Genomic DNA, 15,908 nt, shown 5'->3' with positions numbered 1-15,908 from the left:
CTCATCTCAAGCCACCTGCGGAACAAGTTGTGCCGCCAGCAAATGCTTGAGCAGCGCGCGGTAAGCGAGTACGCCACGGCTCTTGCCATCGAACTGCGAAGGTGTGACTCCGGCACGGCTGGCATCGCGCAGGCGTGTGTCCACCGGGATGTAGCCCTGCCAGATTTCATCGGGAAACTTATCGCGCAAGACCCGCAGCGTACCGAGAGAGGCTTGGGTACGGCGGTCAAACAGCGTCGGCACGATGGTGAACGGCAACGCCTGTTTACGCGAACGGTTGATCATCGCCAGCGTATTGACCATACGCTCCAGGCCTTTGACCGCCAGGTGTTCGGTCTGCACCGGGATCACCAGTTGCTGGCTCGCCGCCAAGGCATTGACCATCAGCACGCCGAGCAACGGCGGGCTGTCGATCACCGCGTAATCAAAGTCTTGCCACAACTGCGCCAGGCTCTTGGCGATCACCAGGCCCAAGCCACTCTGGCCCGGCGACTGACGTTCAAGGGTCGCCAGCGCGGTACTGGAAGGCAGCAGGGAAATGCGTGGGTCGCTGGTCGACAGCAACAACTGGCCCGGCAAACCCTGAGGCACGTTGCCCTTGTGCAGGAACAGGTCGTAGTTGCTGTGTTCCAGGCTGTCAGGGTCGTAACCGAAATAGCTGGTCATCGAGCCGTGGGGGTCCAGGTCGACCACGACCACGCGCTTGCCCGCCTCGGCCAGCAAACCGGCTAAAGCGATGGAGGAAGTGGTTTTACCGACACCACCCTTTTGATTGGCGACTGCCCAGACTCTCATTCGGATTGTTCCTCCCGGCCCTGTGAAACGGCCGAGAAATAGCTCAACGTGTTAATGCGGGTGACGGAGAATTGACGGCGCTCTCTCGTACCGGCGACTTGACCGGGGTCGGTGCAGTTTGTGTGCCAGCACGCTTCAACGCGGCATCCGGTTGTGCATGAGCGGTTCCGGTGCCTGTCAGGCTGCGGCGTACATCGAGATTGCGCGACACCACCAGCACCACGCGACGGTTGCGCGCCCGGCCTTCCGCGGTGGCGTTATTGGCCACGGGCTGGAACTCGCCATAGCCCACCGATGCCAGGCGACCGGGGTTCACCCCTTGCATCGCCAGCATGCGCACGATGCTGGCCGAACGGGCCGATGACAGCTCCCAATTGGTCGGGTACTGCGCGGTGCGAATCGGCTGATCGTCGGTAAAACCTTCGACGTGAATCGGGTTGTCGAACGGCTTCAGGATGGCCGCGACCTTGTCGATGATGTTGAATGCGATGTCGCTGGGCATGGCGTCGCCGCTGCCGAACAACAGGCTGGAATTGAGTTCGATCTCGACCCACAACTCGTTGCCGCGCACGGTCATCTGGTTGGACTGGATCAGATCGCCGAATGCCGCACTGATATCGTCAGCGATGCTTTTCAGTGGATCGCTGGCACCGGCAACACCGGCGTCCACCTGCTCACTGTCCTTGACCAGCGGCTTGGCCGGGATCACGGTCTTCGGCCGCTCTTCGCCGATCGGGATCGGCTTGAGCGCACGGTCGGAGTCGGTAAAGACGCCGATCAGCGCCTCGGAAATGATCTTGTACTTGCCTTCGTTGATCGAAGAAATCGAGTACATCACCACGAAAAAAGCGAACAGCAGCGTGATGAAGTCCGCGTAGGACACGAGCCAGCGCTCGTGGTTAACGTGTTCTTCCTGGTGCCGACGACGAGCCATAATCCATTACCCCCATCAATCCATGAAGCCCTGAAGCTTCAACTCAATTGAGCGTGGGTTTTCACCTTCGGCGATCGACAGGATCCCTTCCAACAACATTTCGCGATAACGCGACTGGCGCAACGCAATGGATTTGAGTTTGGCGGCAATCGGTAGCAGCACCAGGTTGGCACTGGCCACACCGTAGATGGTAGCGACGAACGCCACGGCAATACCGCTGCCCAATTGCGAGGGATCAGCGAGGTTGCCCATGACATGAATCAGGCCCATGACCGCACCGATGATGCCGATGGTCGGCGCGTAACCGCCCATGCTTTCGAAGACTTTGGCGGCTTCGATGTCACGGCTTTCCTGGGTGTAGAAATCCACTTCGAGGATGCTGCGAATCGCTTCCGGCTCGGCGCCGTCGACCAGCAGTTGCAGGCCTTTGCGCGAGTAGTTGTCGGGCTCGGCATCGGCCACGCCTTCAAGGCCCAGCAAGCCTTCCTTGCGGGCGGTCAGGCTCCAGTTGACGACGCGGTCGATGCCACCAGCCAGGTCGACACGCGGCGGAAACAGGATCCACGCCAGAATCTGCATGGCGCGCTTGAACGCGCTCATCGGCGATTGCAGCAACGCCGCGCCGATGGTCCCGCCGAGCACGATCAACGCCGCCGGGCCGTTCGCCAGCGCACCGAGGTGGCCGCCTTCGAGGTAGTTGCCGCCGATGATGGCGACGAACGCCATGATGATGCCGATTAGGCTGAGAACATCCATCAGATACATGCCTCGACGATGTGCCGGCCGATATCGTCCAGGCTGTACACCGCGTCGGCGAGCTCGGCTTTGACGATGGCCATCGGCATGCCGTAGATCACGCAGCTGGCTTCATCCTGCGCCCAGATCGAACTGCCGCCCTGCTTGAGCAGACGCGCGCCTTCGCGACCGTCGGCGCCCATGCCGGTCAACACGACCGCCAGAACTTTGTCGCCGTAAGACTTGGCCGCCGAGCCGAAGGTAATGTCGACGCACGGCTTGTAGTTCAATCGCTCGTCACCCGGCAGGATTTTCACCGCGCCACGGCCGTCGATCATCATTTGCTTGCCACCCGGTGCGAGCAACGCCAGGCCCGGACGCAGGATGTCGCCATCCTCGGCTTCCTTGACGCTGATGCGGCACAGCTTGTCCAGGCGCTCGGCGAACGCTTTGGTAAACGCCGCAGGCATGTGCTGGATCAGCACGATCGGTGCCGGAAAGTTGGCCGGCAACTGGGTCAGTACCCGCTGCAAGGCAACCGGGCCGCCAGTGGACGTGCCGATCGCGACCAGTTTGTAGGCTTTGCGTTTTGGCGCAGGCGACGACGGCGCAGCTGCGTGGGCACGAGCCGGAATCGGTGCGGGTGCCGGACGTGCAGGCGCGCTGCTGCCGTAACTGCCAATGCTCGACGGCGCAGGCGTTGGGGCTGGCGCGGCCACAGGCGCCGGGGCGCTGTAGGCATTGACGCGACGGTTGCTGCGCGAAATGCTCAGGATCTTTTCGCACAGCAGTTGTTTGACCTTCTCGGGGTTACGCGAGATGTCTTCGAAATTCTTCGGCAGGAAGTCCACCGCGCCGGCGTCCAGCGCATCCAGGGTTACCCGGGCGCCTTCATGGGTCAGCGAGGAAAACATCAAGACCGGGGTCGGGCAGCGCTGCATGATGTGCCGCACCGCCGTGATGCCGTCCATCATTGGCATCTCGTAGTCCATGGTGATCACGTCCGGCTTGAGGGCCAGGGCCTGATCGATCGCCTCTTTTCCGTTGGTCGCCGTACCGACGACCTGGATATTCGAATCCGCTGAAAGAATTTCCGAGACGCGGCGGCGGAAAAACCCCGAATCATCCACCACCAGGACTTTGACTGCCATAAACACTCCGTTAGACGCAGCGGGGCCTCAGTCGCCCCGCTTCGCCAGAATCAAATACGCCGTGCGGCGTAACGCTTGAGCATGCTCGGAACATCGAGAATCAGCGCAATGCGACCGTCACCGGTGATGGTGGCGCCCGACATGCCCGGGGTTCCCTGGAGCATTTTGCCCAATGGCTTGATGACCACCTCTTCCTGGCCCACCAGTTGGTCGACGACGAAGCCGATCCGCTGGGTGCCCACCGAAAGGATCACCACATGGCCCTCGCGCTGCTCTTCGTGAGCGGCGGAGCTGACCAGCCAGCGCTTGAGGTAGAACAATGGCAGCGCCTTGTCCCGCACGATCACCACTTCCTGGCCGTCCACCACGTTGGTGGTCGACAGGTCGAGGTGGAAAATCTCGTTGACGTTCACCAGCGGGAACGCAAACGCCTGGTTGCCGAGCATGACCATCAGCGTCGGCATGATCGCCAGGGTCAACGGCACCTTGATGACGATCTTCGATCCCTGGCCCTTGGCCGAGAAGATGTTGATCGAACCGTTGAGCTGGGAAATCTTGGTTTTCACCACGTCCATGCCCACGCCACGACCCGACACGTCGGAGATCTCGGTCTTGGTCGAGAAACCCGGGGCGAAGATCAGGTTGTAGCACTCGGTATCGCTCAGGCGATCGGCCGCGTCCTTGTCCATCACACCGCGTTTCACCGCGATGGAACGCAGGACATTCGGGTCCATGCCCTTGCCGTCATCGGAGATCGACAACAGGATGTGGTCGCCTTCCTGTTCCGCCGCCAGGATCACCTTGCCGCCACGGGCCTTGCCCGAAGCTTCGCGCTCTTCCGGCGACTCGATGCCGTGGTCGACCGCGTTGCGCACCAAGTGGACCAGCGGGTCGGCCAGGGCCTCGACGAGGTTCTTGTCGAGGTCGGTTTCTTCGCCGACCAGCTCCAGGTTGATCTCTTTCTTGAGCTGGCGAGCCAGGTCGCGAACCAGACGCGGGAAGCGCCCGAAGACTTTCTTGATCGGTTGCATCCGGGTCTTCATGACCGCGGTTTGCAGGTCGGCCGTGACCACGTCGAGGTTGGACACGGCTTTGGACATGGCTTCGTCGGCGCTGTTGGCACCCAGGCGAACCAGGCGGTTACGCACCAGCACCAACTCGCCGACCATGTTCATGATTTCGTCCAGCCGTGCGGTATCGACGCGCACGGTGGTTTCGGCTTCGCTGGCCGGTTTTTCCGCCGGCGGCGCAGCCGGGGCACGGGCCGGAGCTGGTGCAGCAGCGGCAGCAGGTGCCGGTGTTTCGGGTTTCGGCTCGGGGGCCTTGGCCACCGGTTTCGGCGCCGCAGCCTTGGCGACAGGAGCCGCTACCGAGGCGCTGGCACCGGTGGCCGTTCCAGCCGTCGCACCGACTTCGGTGAACTTGCCTTTGCCGTGCAGTTCGTCGAGCAGCGATTCGAATTCGTGGTCGGTGATCAGGTCGCTGCCGGCTGCCGCAGCGGTTGGCGCGGCGGGTGTCGGCACCGAAGCGATGGCCGATTCCAGCGCGTCGACGGCAAAGTTGCCCTTGCCGTGCAACTGGTCGAGCAGTGCTTCGAATTCGTCGTCGGTGATGTCGGAGCTGTCGCCCGCGGCTTTTGGCGCCTGCGGTGCGGCAGGAGCAGCCGGTGCCACCGCATCGACGGCGAACTGGCCTTTACCGTGCAATTGATCGAGCAACGACTCGAACTCGGCATCGGTGATTTCGTCACTGGCAGGCGCTGGAGCAGCCGCCGGGGCCTCGGCCTGGGCCTTGACGGCGTTCAGCGAGTCCAGCAATTGTTCGAATTCATTGTCGGTGATGTCACCCGATTCGACTTCAGCGGCAGGTTCTTCAACCGCTTGGGCGACAGGTGCAGCTTCGTCAGCCGATTGCGGCTCGGCCAGACGGGCCAAAGCAGCGAGCAATTCAGGTGTGGCAGCCGTGATCGGGCTGCGCTCGCGGACTTCGCTGAACATGCTGTTCACCGCGTCCAGCGCTTCGAGAACCACGTCCATCAGTTCCGAGTCAACGCGACGTTCGCCCTTGCGCAGGATGTCGAACACGTTCTCGGCGATGTGACAGCACTCCACCAGCTCGTTGAGCTGGAGGAAGCCGGCGCCCCCTTTTACAGTGTGAAAACCGCGAAAAATTGCATTGAGCAAATCCGCATCATCCGGTCGGCTTTCCAGCTCGACCAGCTGTTCGGACAGTTGCTCTAGAATCTCGCCGGCCTCAACCAGGAAATCCTGAAGGATCTCTTCATCGGCGCCGAAGCTCATTAATGGTGTGCTCCTACAGGTCTAAAAACCCAAAAAACCTAAAATTCTAAAACGCTAAAATCCCAGGCTGGATAACAAATCGTCCACATCGTCCTGACCGGACACAACGTCTTCTCTTTTATCGGCATGAATCTGCGGACCTTCACCCTGAGAGAGATGTTTTTGTGGATCTTTTTCTGCAAGCATCGCTTCACGGTCATGTTCGATGCCCGCAAAGCGGTCCACCTGACTGGCCATCAGCACGAGCTTGAGCAGGTTGCTTTCAACTTCGGTGACCAGTTGGGTCACACGCTTGATCACTTGACCTGTGAGGTCCTGATAATCCTGGGCAAGCAGGATGTCGTTGAGGTTGGCCGACACGGCGCGGTTATCCGTGCTGCTGCGCGCCAGGAAGCCATCGACTCGCCGGGCCAGCTCGCGGAACTCTTCAGCCCCGACTTCACGGCGCATGAACCGTCCCCAGTCCGTACTCAAGGCCTGGGCTTCGTCAGCCAGGCTGTTGACCAGCGGCGTGGCGTTTTCCACCAGGTCCATGGTGCGGTTGGCCGCCGCCTCGGTCAGCTTGACCACATAGCCCAGACGCTCGGTGGCGTCGGTGATCTGTGACACCTCCTCGGCTTGCGGCATGTGCGGGTCAATCTGAAAATTGACGATCGCGCTATGCAGCTCGCGAGTGAGCTTGCCCACTTCCTGATACAGGCCGCGGTCACGGGTCTGGTTGAGCTCATGGATCAATTGCACAGCATCGCCGAACCTGCCCTTTTCAAGGCTCGCGACCAGTTCGACGGCGTGTTTTTTCAGGGTCGATTCAAAATCGCCCTGCGAAGATTCGTTATGCCCCATAGCTCCCCCGTGGCGCAGTTCAACCGATGCGTTCGAAAATCTTCTCGATTTTTTCTTTCAACGCCTGGGCCGTGAAGGGTTTGACCACATAGCCGTTTACACCGGCCTGGGCCGCTTCGATGATCTGCTCGCGCTTGGCTTCAGCGGTCACCATCAACACCGGCAGGTGCTTGAGCTTTTCATCGGCACGCACGTGGCGCAGCAGATCGATACCGGTCATGCCAGGCATGTTCCAGTCCGTCACCAGAAAGTCGATGCTCCCGCTGTTGAGTACCGGAATGGCGGTAGTGCCATCGTCGGCCTCGACCGTGTTGGTGAACCCAAGGTCACGCAACAGGTTTTTTATGATCCGCCGCATCGTTGAGAAGTCATCAACGATGAGGATTTTCATGTTCTTGTCCAATTCGACCTCCAAGCAGACTAAAACGCGCCCAGCACCTGGACGCGCCATTTCAATCAATCTGGCAAAGCACTCAATGACTGTCTGGAGTACAACGAAGCAAGACCGGCGCGGTTCATCACCCCACCAGCCACGTCGCAGTGCCCCCACACCGCCTTCAGCGCGCTCGCCACTCTCCCAAACGCCCCCGCAAACGGGCCGCGCACTGGCTATGTAACTGGCTGACCCGAGATTCGCTGACCCCCAGGACCTCACCGATTTCCTTGAGATTCAACTCTTCGTCGTAGTACAGCGCCAACACCAGTCGCTCACGCTCCGGCAAATTGGCAATCGCGTCCGCCAGCGCTGCCTGGAAGCGTTCATCTTCCAGATCGCGTGACGGCTCGAGATGAGCACTCGCGCCATCCTCGTGCAGCCCTTCGTGTTCGCCGTCCTGCAACAGATCGTCGAAACTGAATAAACGGCTGCCCAGGGTGTCGTTCAAAATCCCGTAGTAATCGTCGAGACTCAATTGGAGTTCGGCCGCAACTTCGTGATCTTTAGCGTCACGGCCGGTTTTAGCTTCAATCGAGCGGATGGCGTCGCTGACCATGCGGGTATTGCGGTGGACCGAGCGTGGCGCCCAGTCGCCCTTGCGCACTTCATCGAGCATGGCGCCGCGGATGCGGATGCCCGCGTACGTCTCGAAACTCGCGCCTTTGCTGGCGTCGTATTTGGTCGAGACTTCCAGCAGGCCGATCATCCCGGCCTGAATCAAATCTTCGACCTGAACACTGGCCGGCAAACGCGCCAGCAAGTGATAGGCAATGCGTTTGACCAGCGGCGCGTAACGCTCGATCAGCTCGTACTGCGCATCGCGCGCCGATTTCTTGTAGAGGTTGTAGCCGCTGGCTGTCATAGCACGGGTCCTGCCGTTTGTTGCACGAGGCGCTCAACGAAGAATTCCAGGTGCCCACGCGGGTTGGCAGGCAGTGGCCAGGTGTCGACCTTCTGCGCAATGGCCTTGAACGCCAGCGAGCACTTGGAGCGCGGGAATGCTTCGTAGACGGCACGTTGCTTCTGAACAGCCTTGCGCACGCTTTCGTCGTAAGGCACGGCGCCGACGTATTGCAGGGCGACGTCGAGGAAGCGATCCGTGACCTTGGTCAACTTGGCGAACAGGTTGCGCCCTTCCTGCGGGCTCTGGGCCATGTTGGCCAGGACACGGAAGCGGTTCATGCCGTAGTCGCGGTTAAGCAGTTTGATCAACGCATAAGCGTCGGTGATCGAGGTCGGTTCGTCGCAGACCACCAGCAACACTTCCTGGGCCGCACGGACGAAACTGACTACCGAGTCACCAATACCCGCAGCGGTGTCGATCACCAACACATCGAGGTTGTCGCCGATGTCGCTGAAGGCCTGAATCAGGCCGGCGTGTTGCGCCGGGCTCAGGTGAACCATGCTCTGGGTGCCGGACGCGGCCGGAACGATGCGGATGCCGCCAGGACCTTGCAACAGGACGTCGCGCAGTTCGCAGCGACCCTCGATCACATCGGCCAGGGTACGTTTGGGTGTCAGGCCCAGCAGAACGTCGACGTTCGCCAGCCCCAGGTCGGCGTCCAGCAACATGACGCGCCGGCCAAGTTCAGCCAAAGCCAGGGACAAGTTCACTGACACGTTAGTTTTCCCGACGCCACCTTTGCCGCCGGTCACCGCGATCACCTGTACGGGATGCATGCTGCCCATGTTATTTCTTTACCTTGTCTTGCATAGACGGAGGCCACATTACTGGCTGCGCGTTCACAAACGGAACAATGCATGGCAGACCATCGATGTAGGTACAAAAACGATTCATTGTTACCTCAGCCTACCTGCTTGGTGGGGCTGTGGTAGATATCAGCGAACATGTCAGCCATGGCTTCTTCGCTGGGTTCTTCCTGCATTTGCACGCTCACGGCGCGGCTGACCAGTTGATGACGGCGCGGCAGATGCAAATCATCCGGAATCCGCGGGCCATCGGTCAGGTAGGCCACCGGCAGTTCATGGCTGATGGCCAGGCTCAAGACCTCACCCAGACTTGCCGTTTCATCCAGTTTAGTCAGGATGCAGCCAGCGAGCCCGCAGCGCTTGTAACTGTGATAAGCGGCGGTTAGAACCTGTTTCTGGCTGGTGGTTGCCAGGACCAGATAATTTTTTGACTTGATGCCACGCCCGGCCAGGCTTTCGAGCTGCATGCGCAGGGCCGGGTCGCTGGCTTGAAGGCCAGCGGTATCGATGAGTACGACGCGTTTGCGCAGCAAAGGTTCGAGCGCCTGGACCAGCGATTGCCCCGGATCGACGTGGGTCACCGAGACGTTGAGAATCCGACCGAGGGTCTTGAGCTGTTCCTGGGCACCGATACGGTAGCTGTCCATGCTCACCAGCGCGATGTTCTGCGCGCCGTACTTGAGCACGTAGCGGGCAGCCAGCTTGGCCAGCGTGGTGGTCTTGCCCATGCCGGCAGGGCCGACCATGGCAATCACACCACCCTCTTCCAGCGGCTCGACTTCCGGTGTGGCGATCATCCGCGCCAGGTGCGCCAGCAACATGCGCCAGGCCTGACGGGGTTCTTGAATGTCGGTAATCAGCGCCAGCAAGTCGCGCGACAACGGCCCGGACAAACCGATGCGTTGCAGACGGCGCCACAGATTGGCTTGGCCCGGGCTGCTGCCTTGCAGTTGGTTCCAGGCCAACGAGCCAAGCTGAACTTCCATCAGTTCGCGCAGGCTGTTGAGTTCGAAACGCATCGAGTCGAACACCCGAGAATCCACAGCGGCCGCTGGAGCAGGCGCCGGCGCAGGACGACGAGGCTCGGCGTAGGTCGGTTCGATCAGCGGCTCGGCTGCGGTGAGTGGCAAGCCGGCGAACAACTGGCGGTTGGTCGCGTTGTCGCTTTCGCCGTCGCTGCGCAGGCTCAATTCGGCCTGAGCGGTGACGATGCGCGACTGAGTCTTGCGCAGCTCGTCTTCGAGCTCCATGTTCGGCACGCGCGGCGCCAGCGCCGAGAGCTTGTAATCCAGGGCAGCCGTCAGTTCGACACCACCGGCGATGCGGCGGTTGCCAATGATGGCTGCTTCAGCGCCCAGCTCATCACGAACCAGTTTCATGGCCTGACGCATATCGGCGGCGAAAAAACGCTTAACTTGCATAAACCACTACCTCAGCCGTTGGGCCCTACTGTCGCAACGATGGTCACTTGCTTGTTGTCAGGGATTTCCTGATAAGCCAACACATGCAAACCCGGGACTGCCAGCCGGCCAAACCGCGAAAGCATCGCGCGTACCGGACCGGCTACCAGCAGAATCACCGGTTGACCTTGCATCTCTTGGCGCTGCGCCGCATCGATCAGCGAGCGTTGCAGCTTTTCAGCCATGCTTGGCTCCAGCAGAACGCCCTCTTCCGAGCCTTGTCCTGCCTTCTGCAGACTATTGAGCAATATTTGTTCCAACCTTGGCTCCAGCGTGATCACTGGGAGCTCGGAGTCAGTGCCTACAATGCTTTGCACGATGGCGCGGCTTACGCCGACGCGCACCGCAGCCACCAATGCGGCGGTATCTTGACTCTTGGAAGCATTGTTAGCGATGGCTTCGGCAATGCTTCGAATGTCGCGCACCGGCACCTGTTCGGCCAGCAGCGCTTGCAGAACCTTGAGCAGTTGCGACAGCGACAACACACCCGGCACCAGCTCTTCAGCCAGTTTCGGCGAGTTTTTCGCCAGCAATTGCATCAATTGCTGCACTTCTTCGTGCCCGATCAGCTCGCTGGAGTGCTTGTACAGAATCTGGTTCAAGTGCGTGGCCACTACTGTACTGGCATCGACCACTGTATAGCCAAGGGATTGTGCCTGGGCACGCTGACTTATTTCGATCCAGACCGCTTCGAGCCCGAAAGCCGGATCTTTGGCGGTGATGCCGTTGAGCGTGCCGTAGACCTGCCCCGGGTTGATCGCCAGTTCGCGATCCGGGTAAATCTCGGCTTCGGCCAGGATCACGCCCATCAGGGTCAGGCGATAGGCACTCGGCGCCAGGTCGAGGTTGTCGCGGATGTGCACGGTCGGCATCAGGAAGCCCAGGTCCTGGGACAGCTTCTTGCGCACGCCCTTGATCCGCGCCAGCAATTGCCCACCCTGATTGCGATCCACCAGCGGAATCAGGCGATAACCCACTTCCAGGCCAATCATGTCGATCGGCGTCACGTCATCCCAGCCCAACTCCTTGGTTTCCTGGGCGCGGGCCGGCGATGGCAGCAGCTCCTGCTGGCGCTTGACCTCTTGCAGAGCCTGGACCTTGACGATGTTCTGCTTGCGCCAGAACAGGTACGCGCCACCGGCAGCGAGGGCAGCCATGCTCAGGAACGAGAAGTGCGGCATGCCGGGCACCAGGCCCATCACCGCCATCAAACCTGCCGAGACGGCCAGCGCTTTGGGCGAGGCAAACATCTGGCGATTGATCTGCTTACCCATGTCTTCGGAGCCGGAAGCACGGGTCACCATGATCGCGGCAGCCGTCGACAACAGCAGTGATGGCAATTGCGCCACCAAACCGTCACCAATGGTTAACAGCGCGTACACCTTGCCGGCGTCGGCAAAGGTCATGTTGTGCTGGAAGATACCGACCGCCATGCCGCCGATCAGGTTGATGAACAGAATCAGCAGGCCGGCGATGGCGTCACCGCGCACGAACTTGCTGGCACCGTCCATGGACCCGTAGAACTCGGCTTCCTGGGCCACTTCCGAACGACGGGCCTTGGCCTGGTTCTGGTCGATCAAACCGGCGTTGAGGTCGGCGTCGATGGCCATCTGTTTGCCGGGCATCGCATCGAGGGTGAAGCGCGCGCTTACCTCGGAAATCCGCCCGGCACCCTTGGTTACCACGACGAAGTTGATGATCATCAAAATCGCGAAAACCACGATACCGACCACGTAGTTACCGCCGATCACCACCTCACCGAAGGCCTGGATCACCTTACCGGCAGCGGCGTGGCCGTCCTGACCGTGGAGCATCACCACCCGCGTCGAGGCCACGTTCAACGCCAGTCGCAACAACGTCGCCACTAGCAGAATGGTCGGGAACACCGCAAAATCCAACGGCCGCAAGGCGTACACGCAGACCAGCAGGACCACGATCGACAGGGCAATGTTGAAGGTAAAAAACACGTCGAGCAGGAACGGTGGAATCGGCAACATCATCATTGCCAACATGACCAGCAGCAACAGCGGCACGCCCAGATTGCCTCGACTGAGGTCTGCCATGTTCGTGCGGGCACTGTTGATTAACTGAGAGCGATCCACCGGTATTCCCCGTTCCTTTGAAGCAAACTTTTGACGCCTGAAGCAGGCTCGGGACGGGTATTGCAAGAAGCCTTCCAACTTTTGGATTTGAGGATGCAGCGCTGGCCCGTGCGGCTTGTGGAGATCCTTGTGGGAGCGAGCTTGCTCGCGATGACGTCGGCACAGCGAGCACTGATGTTGACTGACCCACCGCTATCGCGAGCAAGCTCGCTCCCACAGGGTTTGCGGTGTCCAGACTTGTAGCTGATCGAGCCATACAGAGTGCCGCCCCTATCAGTTCTGATAGTACCGAGCCGGCAAAAATCCGCCGATACTCAAGCTCCCCCAAGAATCCGGAGCAAGCGCAATGGCTTCCTCACAACCAATCCTGCGCTGCCGCTATGGCTACGACCCGCTGGATCGTCTGATCAACCAAACTCTAGCGAGTGCCCCCGCGCACCAACGGTTTTATTGCAAAAGTCGCCTTAGTACGGAAATACAAGGGGATATCGGGTACTCCATTTTTCAGCAAGACGACTTGCTGCTGGCGCAACAGAAGCGTCAGCACGATGCGGTCGAAAGCACGTTGCTGGCTACCGATCTGCAGCGTTCGGTGTTGCAGACGCTGAAAGCCGAACTGCGACACCCCATCGCCTACTCGCCCTACGGACATCGACGGGCCGAAAGCGGATTAACCAGTTTGCTGGGTTTCAATGGTGAGCGGGCGGACCGAGTGACCGGTTGTTACTTATTGGGGAATGGGTATCGGGCCTTTAATCCGGTGTTGATGCGCTTTAATAGTCCGGATAATTTGAGCCCGTTTGGAAATGGCGGGTTGAATCCGTATGCGTATTGCCTCGCGGACCCGGTCAACTTTTATGATCAAAACGGCCATATGCCACTCTCGAAAATCTTTACATCCTTTCCTTCATCGCGGCGAGCACTTACAACGGCAAAGGCGCCAAGGAATGGGTACATGCAAGAGATTCGAATGATCGACGACGCAGCGTTCACTTTTATAGATAACTACAAGGGCAATAGACGCCTCAACATTAAAGCTCACGGCGAGCCAGGCATATCAAGCAAGCCCTCGAAAATTGTCTTCAAAGATCGACAGTTAACCCCTGAAGAGCTTCACACCGAGCTACTGCAGAAAAACTACGACTTTGAAAAATACGAAAACATTAGAATTTTGGCTTGCCATTCCGCGGAGGGCGGCCGCAACTCATTCGCAGCAGAATTTTCACATCTGACTAGAAAACCCGTAAAAGGCTTTAAAGGCATTGTGGTGGCGAACAACGATCCGCAGGATATTCTTGAACAATTTAATTATTCTCGCCAACACTACCCAGATGATCCATACAGCGACTTAGACACCTTTTTTAGAATACAGACCCATCATGTAAAAAAAGGAAAAAGCATTAATTTCCACCCAGAAAAAGTCTTACATATTCGCAATGGGTGAAATCGCCAGATCTATCCCCTGGCAAAGAGCAAGAAGCGATTAAGCTAAAAACACAGTAACTCTACTTTAAGAATCCCGCCTCAAATCCGGTGGGATCGGCAAATCATCCTTAAGCGGATCCGGACGCTTGCCTTTGCCTGCTCGATATTGGCGAATCTGATAAACATAAGCCAACACCTGCGCCACCGCCAGATAGAGTCCGCCGGGGATTTCCTGCTCAAGTTCAGTGGAGTAGTAAATCGACCGCGCCAGCGCCGGCGATTCCAGCAGCAGAATCTCGTTGGCGGCGGCGATTTCACGAATCTTCAGCGCCAGGAAGTCGCTGCCCTTGGCGATCAACATCGGCGCACCGCTCTTGTCCGGGTCGTACTTGAGGGCTACGGCGTAATGGGTTGGGTTGGTGATGACCACGTCGGCGTCGGGGATTGCCGCCATCATCCGCCGCTGGGACATTTCGCGCTGGAGCTGGCGAATGCGTTGTTTGACTTCAGGTCGACCTTCCTGATCCTTGTGCTCGTCGCGCACTTCCTGCTTGGTCATTTTCAGCTTCTTGATGCTTTCCCAGAGCTGGATTGGCACATCGACAGCCGCAATGATGATCAAGCCGCAGGCCATCCACAGGGTGCTCCAGCCCACCACTTGCAGGCTGTGGATGATCGCCCGGTCCAACGGTTCGTGGGCGATGCGCAACAGGTCGTCGATGTCCGCCGACAACACCAGCAGCGCCACGAACAGCACGATGAAAAACTTCGCCAGCGCCTTGAGCAGTTCGGCAATGGCCTTGGCCGAGAACATGCGCTTGAGCCCGGCGCCGGGGTTCATGCGGCTGAACTTGGGCGCCATGGTGCCGGCGGAGAACAGCCAGCCACCGAGGGAAATCGGTCCGATCAACGCGGCCAGCAGCAAGGTGATCATCACCGGCTGAATCGCCAGCAAGGCAATCAGCCCTGAATGCAGCAGATAGGTGCCCATCGAACGCTGGTCCAGCACCACCTCTCGCGACAGCGAAAAATTCAGGCGCATCAGGTCCATCATTTCCTGAGCCAGCGCCCCGCCGAATATCAGCAATGCAGCAGCCCCGGCGAGCATGATCGCCAGGGTATTGAGCTCCTTGGAACGGGCGATCTCACCTTTCTCACGGGCGTCCTTTTTCTTTTTCTCCGTGGGGTCTTCTGTTTTGTCCTGACCGCTTTCGCTCTCAGCCATGACTCAGCGCGCCTGTGCCAGTTCGCGTAAAAACTGCAAGGCCTCGGTGGCCAGCGGTTGATACTGATTGAGAATGTCCGCCAGCCCGACCCAGACGATAAACAGCCCGAGCACCAGGGTCAGCGGGAAGCCAATGGAGAAAATGTTCAGTTGCGGCGCCGCCCGGGTCATCACGCCAAACGCGATGTTGACCACCAGCAGTGCGGTGATTGCCGGCAGCACCAACAGCAGCGCCGCGCCAAGGACCCAACCGAGTTTGCCGGCCACTTCCCAGTAGTGATTGACCATCAGGCCACTGCCAACCGGCAGCGTGGTAAAGCTTTCGGTCAGCACCTCGAACACCACCAGATGGCCGTTCATCGCCAGGAACATCAGCGTCACCAGCATGGTGAAGAACTGCCCGATCACCGCCACCGACACGCCGTTGGTGGGGTCGACCATCGAGGCGAAACCCATGCCCATCTGGATGGCGACAATCTGCCCCGCCACCACGAACGCCTGGAAGAACAGTTGCAAGGAAAACCCGAGGATTGCGCCGACGAGAATCTGCTCCGCAATCAGCAACAGCCCGCTCAAATCCAGCGCATTGACCGGCGGCATGGGCGGTAGATTGGGTGCGATGACCACGGTAATGGCGATCGCGAAGTAAAGCCGGATACGCTTGGGCACCAGCGAGGTGCCGAACACCGGCATGACCATCAGCAGCGCGCCGACGCGAAACAGCGGCAACATGAACGTCGCCACCCAGGTGCTGATCTGGGTATCGGTCAGTTGCAGTAGCGACGACATGGT

The 15,908-nt window shown here is 59.5% G+C and carries 14 protein-coding genes; 1 reads left to right on the top strand and 13 read right to left on the bottom strand.

Annotated features, from left to right (window positions below; translation table 11 throughout):
- Positions 1-6: 6 nt before the first annotated feature.
- From KVG88_RS11390 to flhA, 11 genes are all read right to left on the bottom strand, one after another.
- On the bottom strand, positions 7-795 hold the full coding sequence (locus tag KVG88_RS11390; protein WP_217871375.1) for a ParA family protein: 789 nt from the start codon (positions 793-795) through the stop codon (positions 7-9).
- A gap of 43 nt (positions 796-838) precedes the next feature.
- Positions 839-1,732: a flagellar motor protein MotD gene (gene motD, locus KVG88_RS11385; RefSeq protein ID WP_412071306.1), complete on the bottom strand. Its 894-nt coding sequence runs from the start codon at positions 1,730-1,732 to the stop codon at positions 839-841.
- Positions 1,733-1,744: 12 nt separating this feature from the next.
- Positions 1,745-2,485 carry a flagellar motor protein gene (locus KVG88_RS11380; RefSeq protein WP_150704831.1) on the bottom strand — a complete coding sequence of 247 codons (741 nt, stop codon included), beginning with the start codon at positions 2,483-2,485 and terminating at the stop codon, positions 1,745-1,747.
- On the bottom strand, positions 2,485-3,615 hold the full coding sequence (locus KVG88_RS11375) for a protein-glutamate methylesterase/protein-glutamine glutaminase (RefSeq protein WP_217871374.1): 1,131 nt from the start codon (positions 3,613-3,615) through the stop codon (positions 2,485-2,487). The genes KVG88_RS11380 and KVG88_RS11375 overlap by 1 nt, the downstream gene beginning before the upstream one ends.
- Before the next feature lie 50 nt (positions 3,616-3,665).
- Positions 3,666-5,915: a chemotaxis protein CheA gene (locus tag KVG88_RS11370; protein WP_217871373.1), complete on the bottom strand. Its 2,250-nt coding sequence runs from the start codon at positions 5,913-5,915 to the stop codon at positions 3,666-3,668.
- Positions 5,916-5,969: 54 nt separating this feature from the next.
- The gene (locus KVG88_RS11365) at positions 5,970-6,758 is read right to left on the bottom strand and encodes a protein phosphatase CheZ (RefSeq protein WP_217871372.1); all 789 of its coding nucleotides are present in this window, start codon (positions 6,756-6,758) and stop codon (positions 5,970-5,972) included.
- A 19-nt stretch (positions 6,759-6,777) separates the two neighbouring features.
- Positions 6,778-7,149 carry a chemotaxis response regulator CheY gene (locus KVG88_RS11360; protein ID WP_003183998.1) on the bottom strand — a complete coding sequence of 124 codons (372 nt, stop codon included), beginning with the start codon at positions 7,147-7,149 and terminating at the stop codon, positions 6,778-6,780.
- 166 nt (positions 7,150-7,315) lie between these two features.
- A complete protein-coding gene (gene fliA / locus KVG88_RS11355; RefSeq protein ID WP_007894214.1) occupies positions 7,316-8,056 on the bottom strand; it encodes an RNA polymerase sigma factor FliA in 741 nt (246 codons plus the stop codon).
- Positions 8,053-8,883 (bottom strand): flagellar synthesis regulator FleN, encoded by an 831-nt coding sequence (fleN, locus tag KVG88_RS11350; RefSeq protein ID WP_008001746.1) that lies wholly within the window; start codon positions 8,881-8,883, stop codon positions 8,053-8,055. Before fleN ends, fliA begins: the two co-directional genes overlap by 4 nt.
- 116 nt (positions 8,884-8,999) lie before the next feature.
- Complete coding sequence (gene flhF, locus KVG88_RS11345; RefSeq protein ID WP_150704827.1) at positions 9,000-10,325, bottom strand: flagellar biosynthesis GTPase FlhF; 1,326 nt, start codon at positions 10,323-10,325, stop codon at positions 9,000-9,002.
- Positions 10,326-10,336: 11 nt separating this feature from the next.
- Positions 10,337-12,466: a flagellar biosynthesis protein FlhA gene (flhA, locus tag KVG88_RS11340; RefSeq protein ID WP_150704826.1), complete on the bottom strand. Its 2,130-nt coding sequence runs from the start codon at positions 12,464-12,466 to the stop codon at positions 10,337-10,339.
- A gap of 346 nt (positions 12,467-12,812) precedes the next feature.
- Here flhA and KVG88_RS11335 point away from each other — a divergent pair, with 346 nt between their 5' ends.
- Positions 12,813-13,910 carry an RHS repeat-associated core domain-containing protein gene (locus KVG88_RS11335; RefSeq protein WP_217871371.1) on the top strand — a complete coding sequence of 366 codons (1,098 nt, stop codon included), beginning with the start codon at positions 12,813-12,815 and terminating at the stop codon, positions 13,908-13,910.
- A gap of 66 nt (positions 13,911-13,976) precedes the next feature.
- Here KVG88_RS11335 and flhB read toward each other — a convergent pair whose 3' ends face one another.
- Both flhB and fliR read right to left on the bottom strand, forming a co-directional pair.
- Positions 13,977-15,116 (bottom strand): flagellar biosynthesis protein FlhB, encoded by a 1,140-nt coding sequence (flhB, locus tag KVG88_RS11330; protein ID WP_150704825.1) that lies wholly within the window; start codon positions 15,114-15,116, stop codon positions 13,977-13,979.
- Between the two features lie 3 nt (positions 15,117-15,119).
- On the bottom strand, positions 15,120-15,905 hold the full coding sequence (fliR, locus tag KVG88_RS11325; RefSeq protein ID WP_150704824.1) for a flagellar biosynthetic protein FliR: 786 nt from the start codon (positions 15,903-15,905) through the stop codon (positions 15,120-15,122).
- Between the last annotated feature and the right edge of the window lie 3 nt (positions 15,906-15,908).

The organism is Pseudomonas azerbaijanoccidentalis (assembly GCF_019145495.1).
GTDB lineage: Bacteria > Pseudomonadota > Gammaproteobacteria > Pseudomonadales > Pseudomonadaceae > Aquipseudomonas > Aquipseudomonas azerbaijanoccidentalis.
Note: the sequence above shows the minus strand (reverse complement) of the source record. Positions and strands in the feature narration are given on the sequence as shown.

Bases quoted from the DNA above. Each gene is read 5' to 3' on its own strand.
- fleN (WP_008001746.1), bottom strand. From the start codon at position 8,883: ATGGGCAGCATGCATCCCGTACAGGTGATCGCGGTGACCGGCGGCAAA.
- fliA (WP_007894214.1), bottom strand. From the start codon at position 8,056: ATGACAGCCAGCGGCTACAACCTCTACAAGAAATCGGCGCGCGATGCG.
- KVG88_RS11375 (WP_217871374.1), bottom strand. From the start codon at position 3,615: ATGGCAGTCAAAGTCCTGGTGGTGGATGATTCGGGGTTTTTCCGCCGC.
- KVG88_RS11390 (WP_217871375.1), bottom strand. From the start codon at position 795: ATGAGAGTCTGGGCAGTCGCCAATCAAAAGGGTGGTGTCGGTAAAACC.
- flhB (WP_150704825.1), bottom strand. From the start codon at position 15,116: ATGGCTGAGAGCGAAAGCGGTCAGGACAAAACAGAAGACCCCACGGAG.
- KVG88_RS11360 (WP_003183998.1), bottom strand. From the start codon at position 7,149: ATGAAAATCCTCATCGTTGATGACTTCTCAACGATGCGGCGGATCATA.
- KVG88_RS11335 (WP_217871371.1), top strand. From the start codon at position 12,813: ATGGCTTCCTCACAACCAATCCTGCGCTGCCGCTATGGCTACGACCCG.
- flhF (WP_150704827.1), bottom strand. From the start codon at position 10,325: ATGCAAGTTAAGCGTTTTTTCGCCGCCGATATGCGTCAGGCCATGAAA.
- KVG88_RS11365 (WP_217871372.1), bottom strand. From the start codon at position 6,758: ATGGGGCATAACGAATCTTCGCAGGGCGATTTTGAATCGACCCTGAAA.
- KVG88_RS11370 (WP_217871373.1), bottom strand. From the start codon at position 5,915: ATGAGCTTCGGCGCCGATGAAGAGATCCTTCAGGATTTCCTGGTTGAG.
- fliR (WP_150704824.1), bottom strand. From the start codon at position 15,905: ATGTCGTCGCTACTGCAACTGACCGATACCCAGATCAGCACCTGGGTG.
- KVG88_RS11380 (WP_150704831.1), bottom strand. From the start codon at position 2,485: ATGGATGTTCTCAGCCTAATCGGCATCATCATGGCGTTCGTCGCCATC.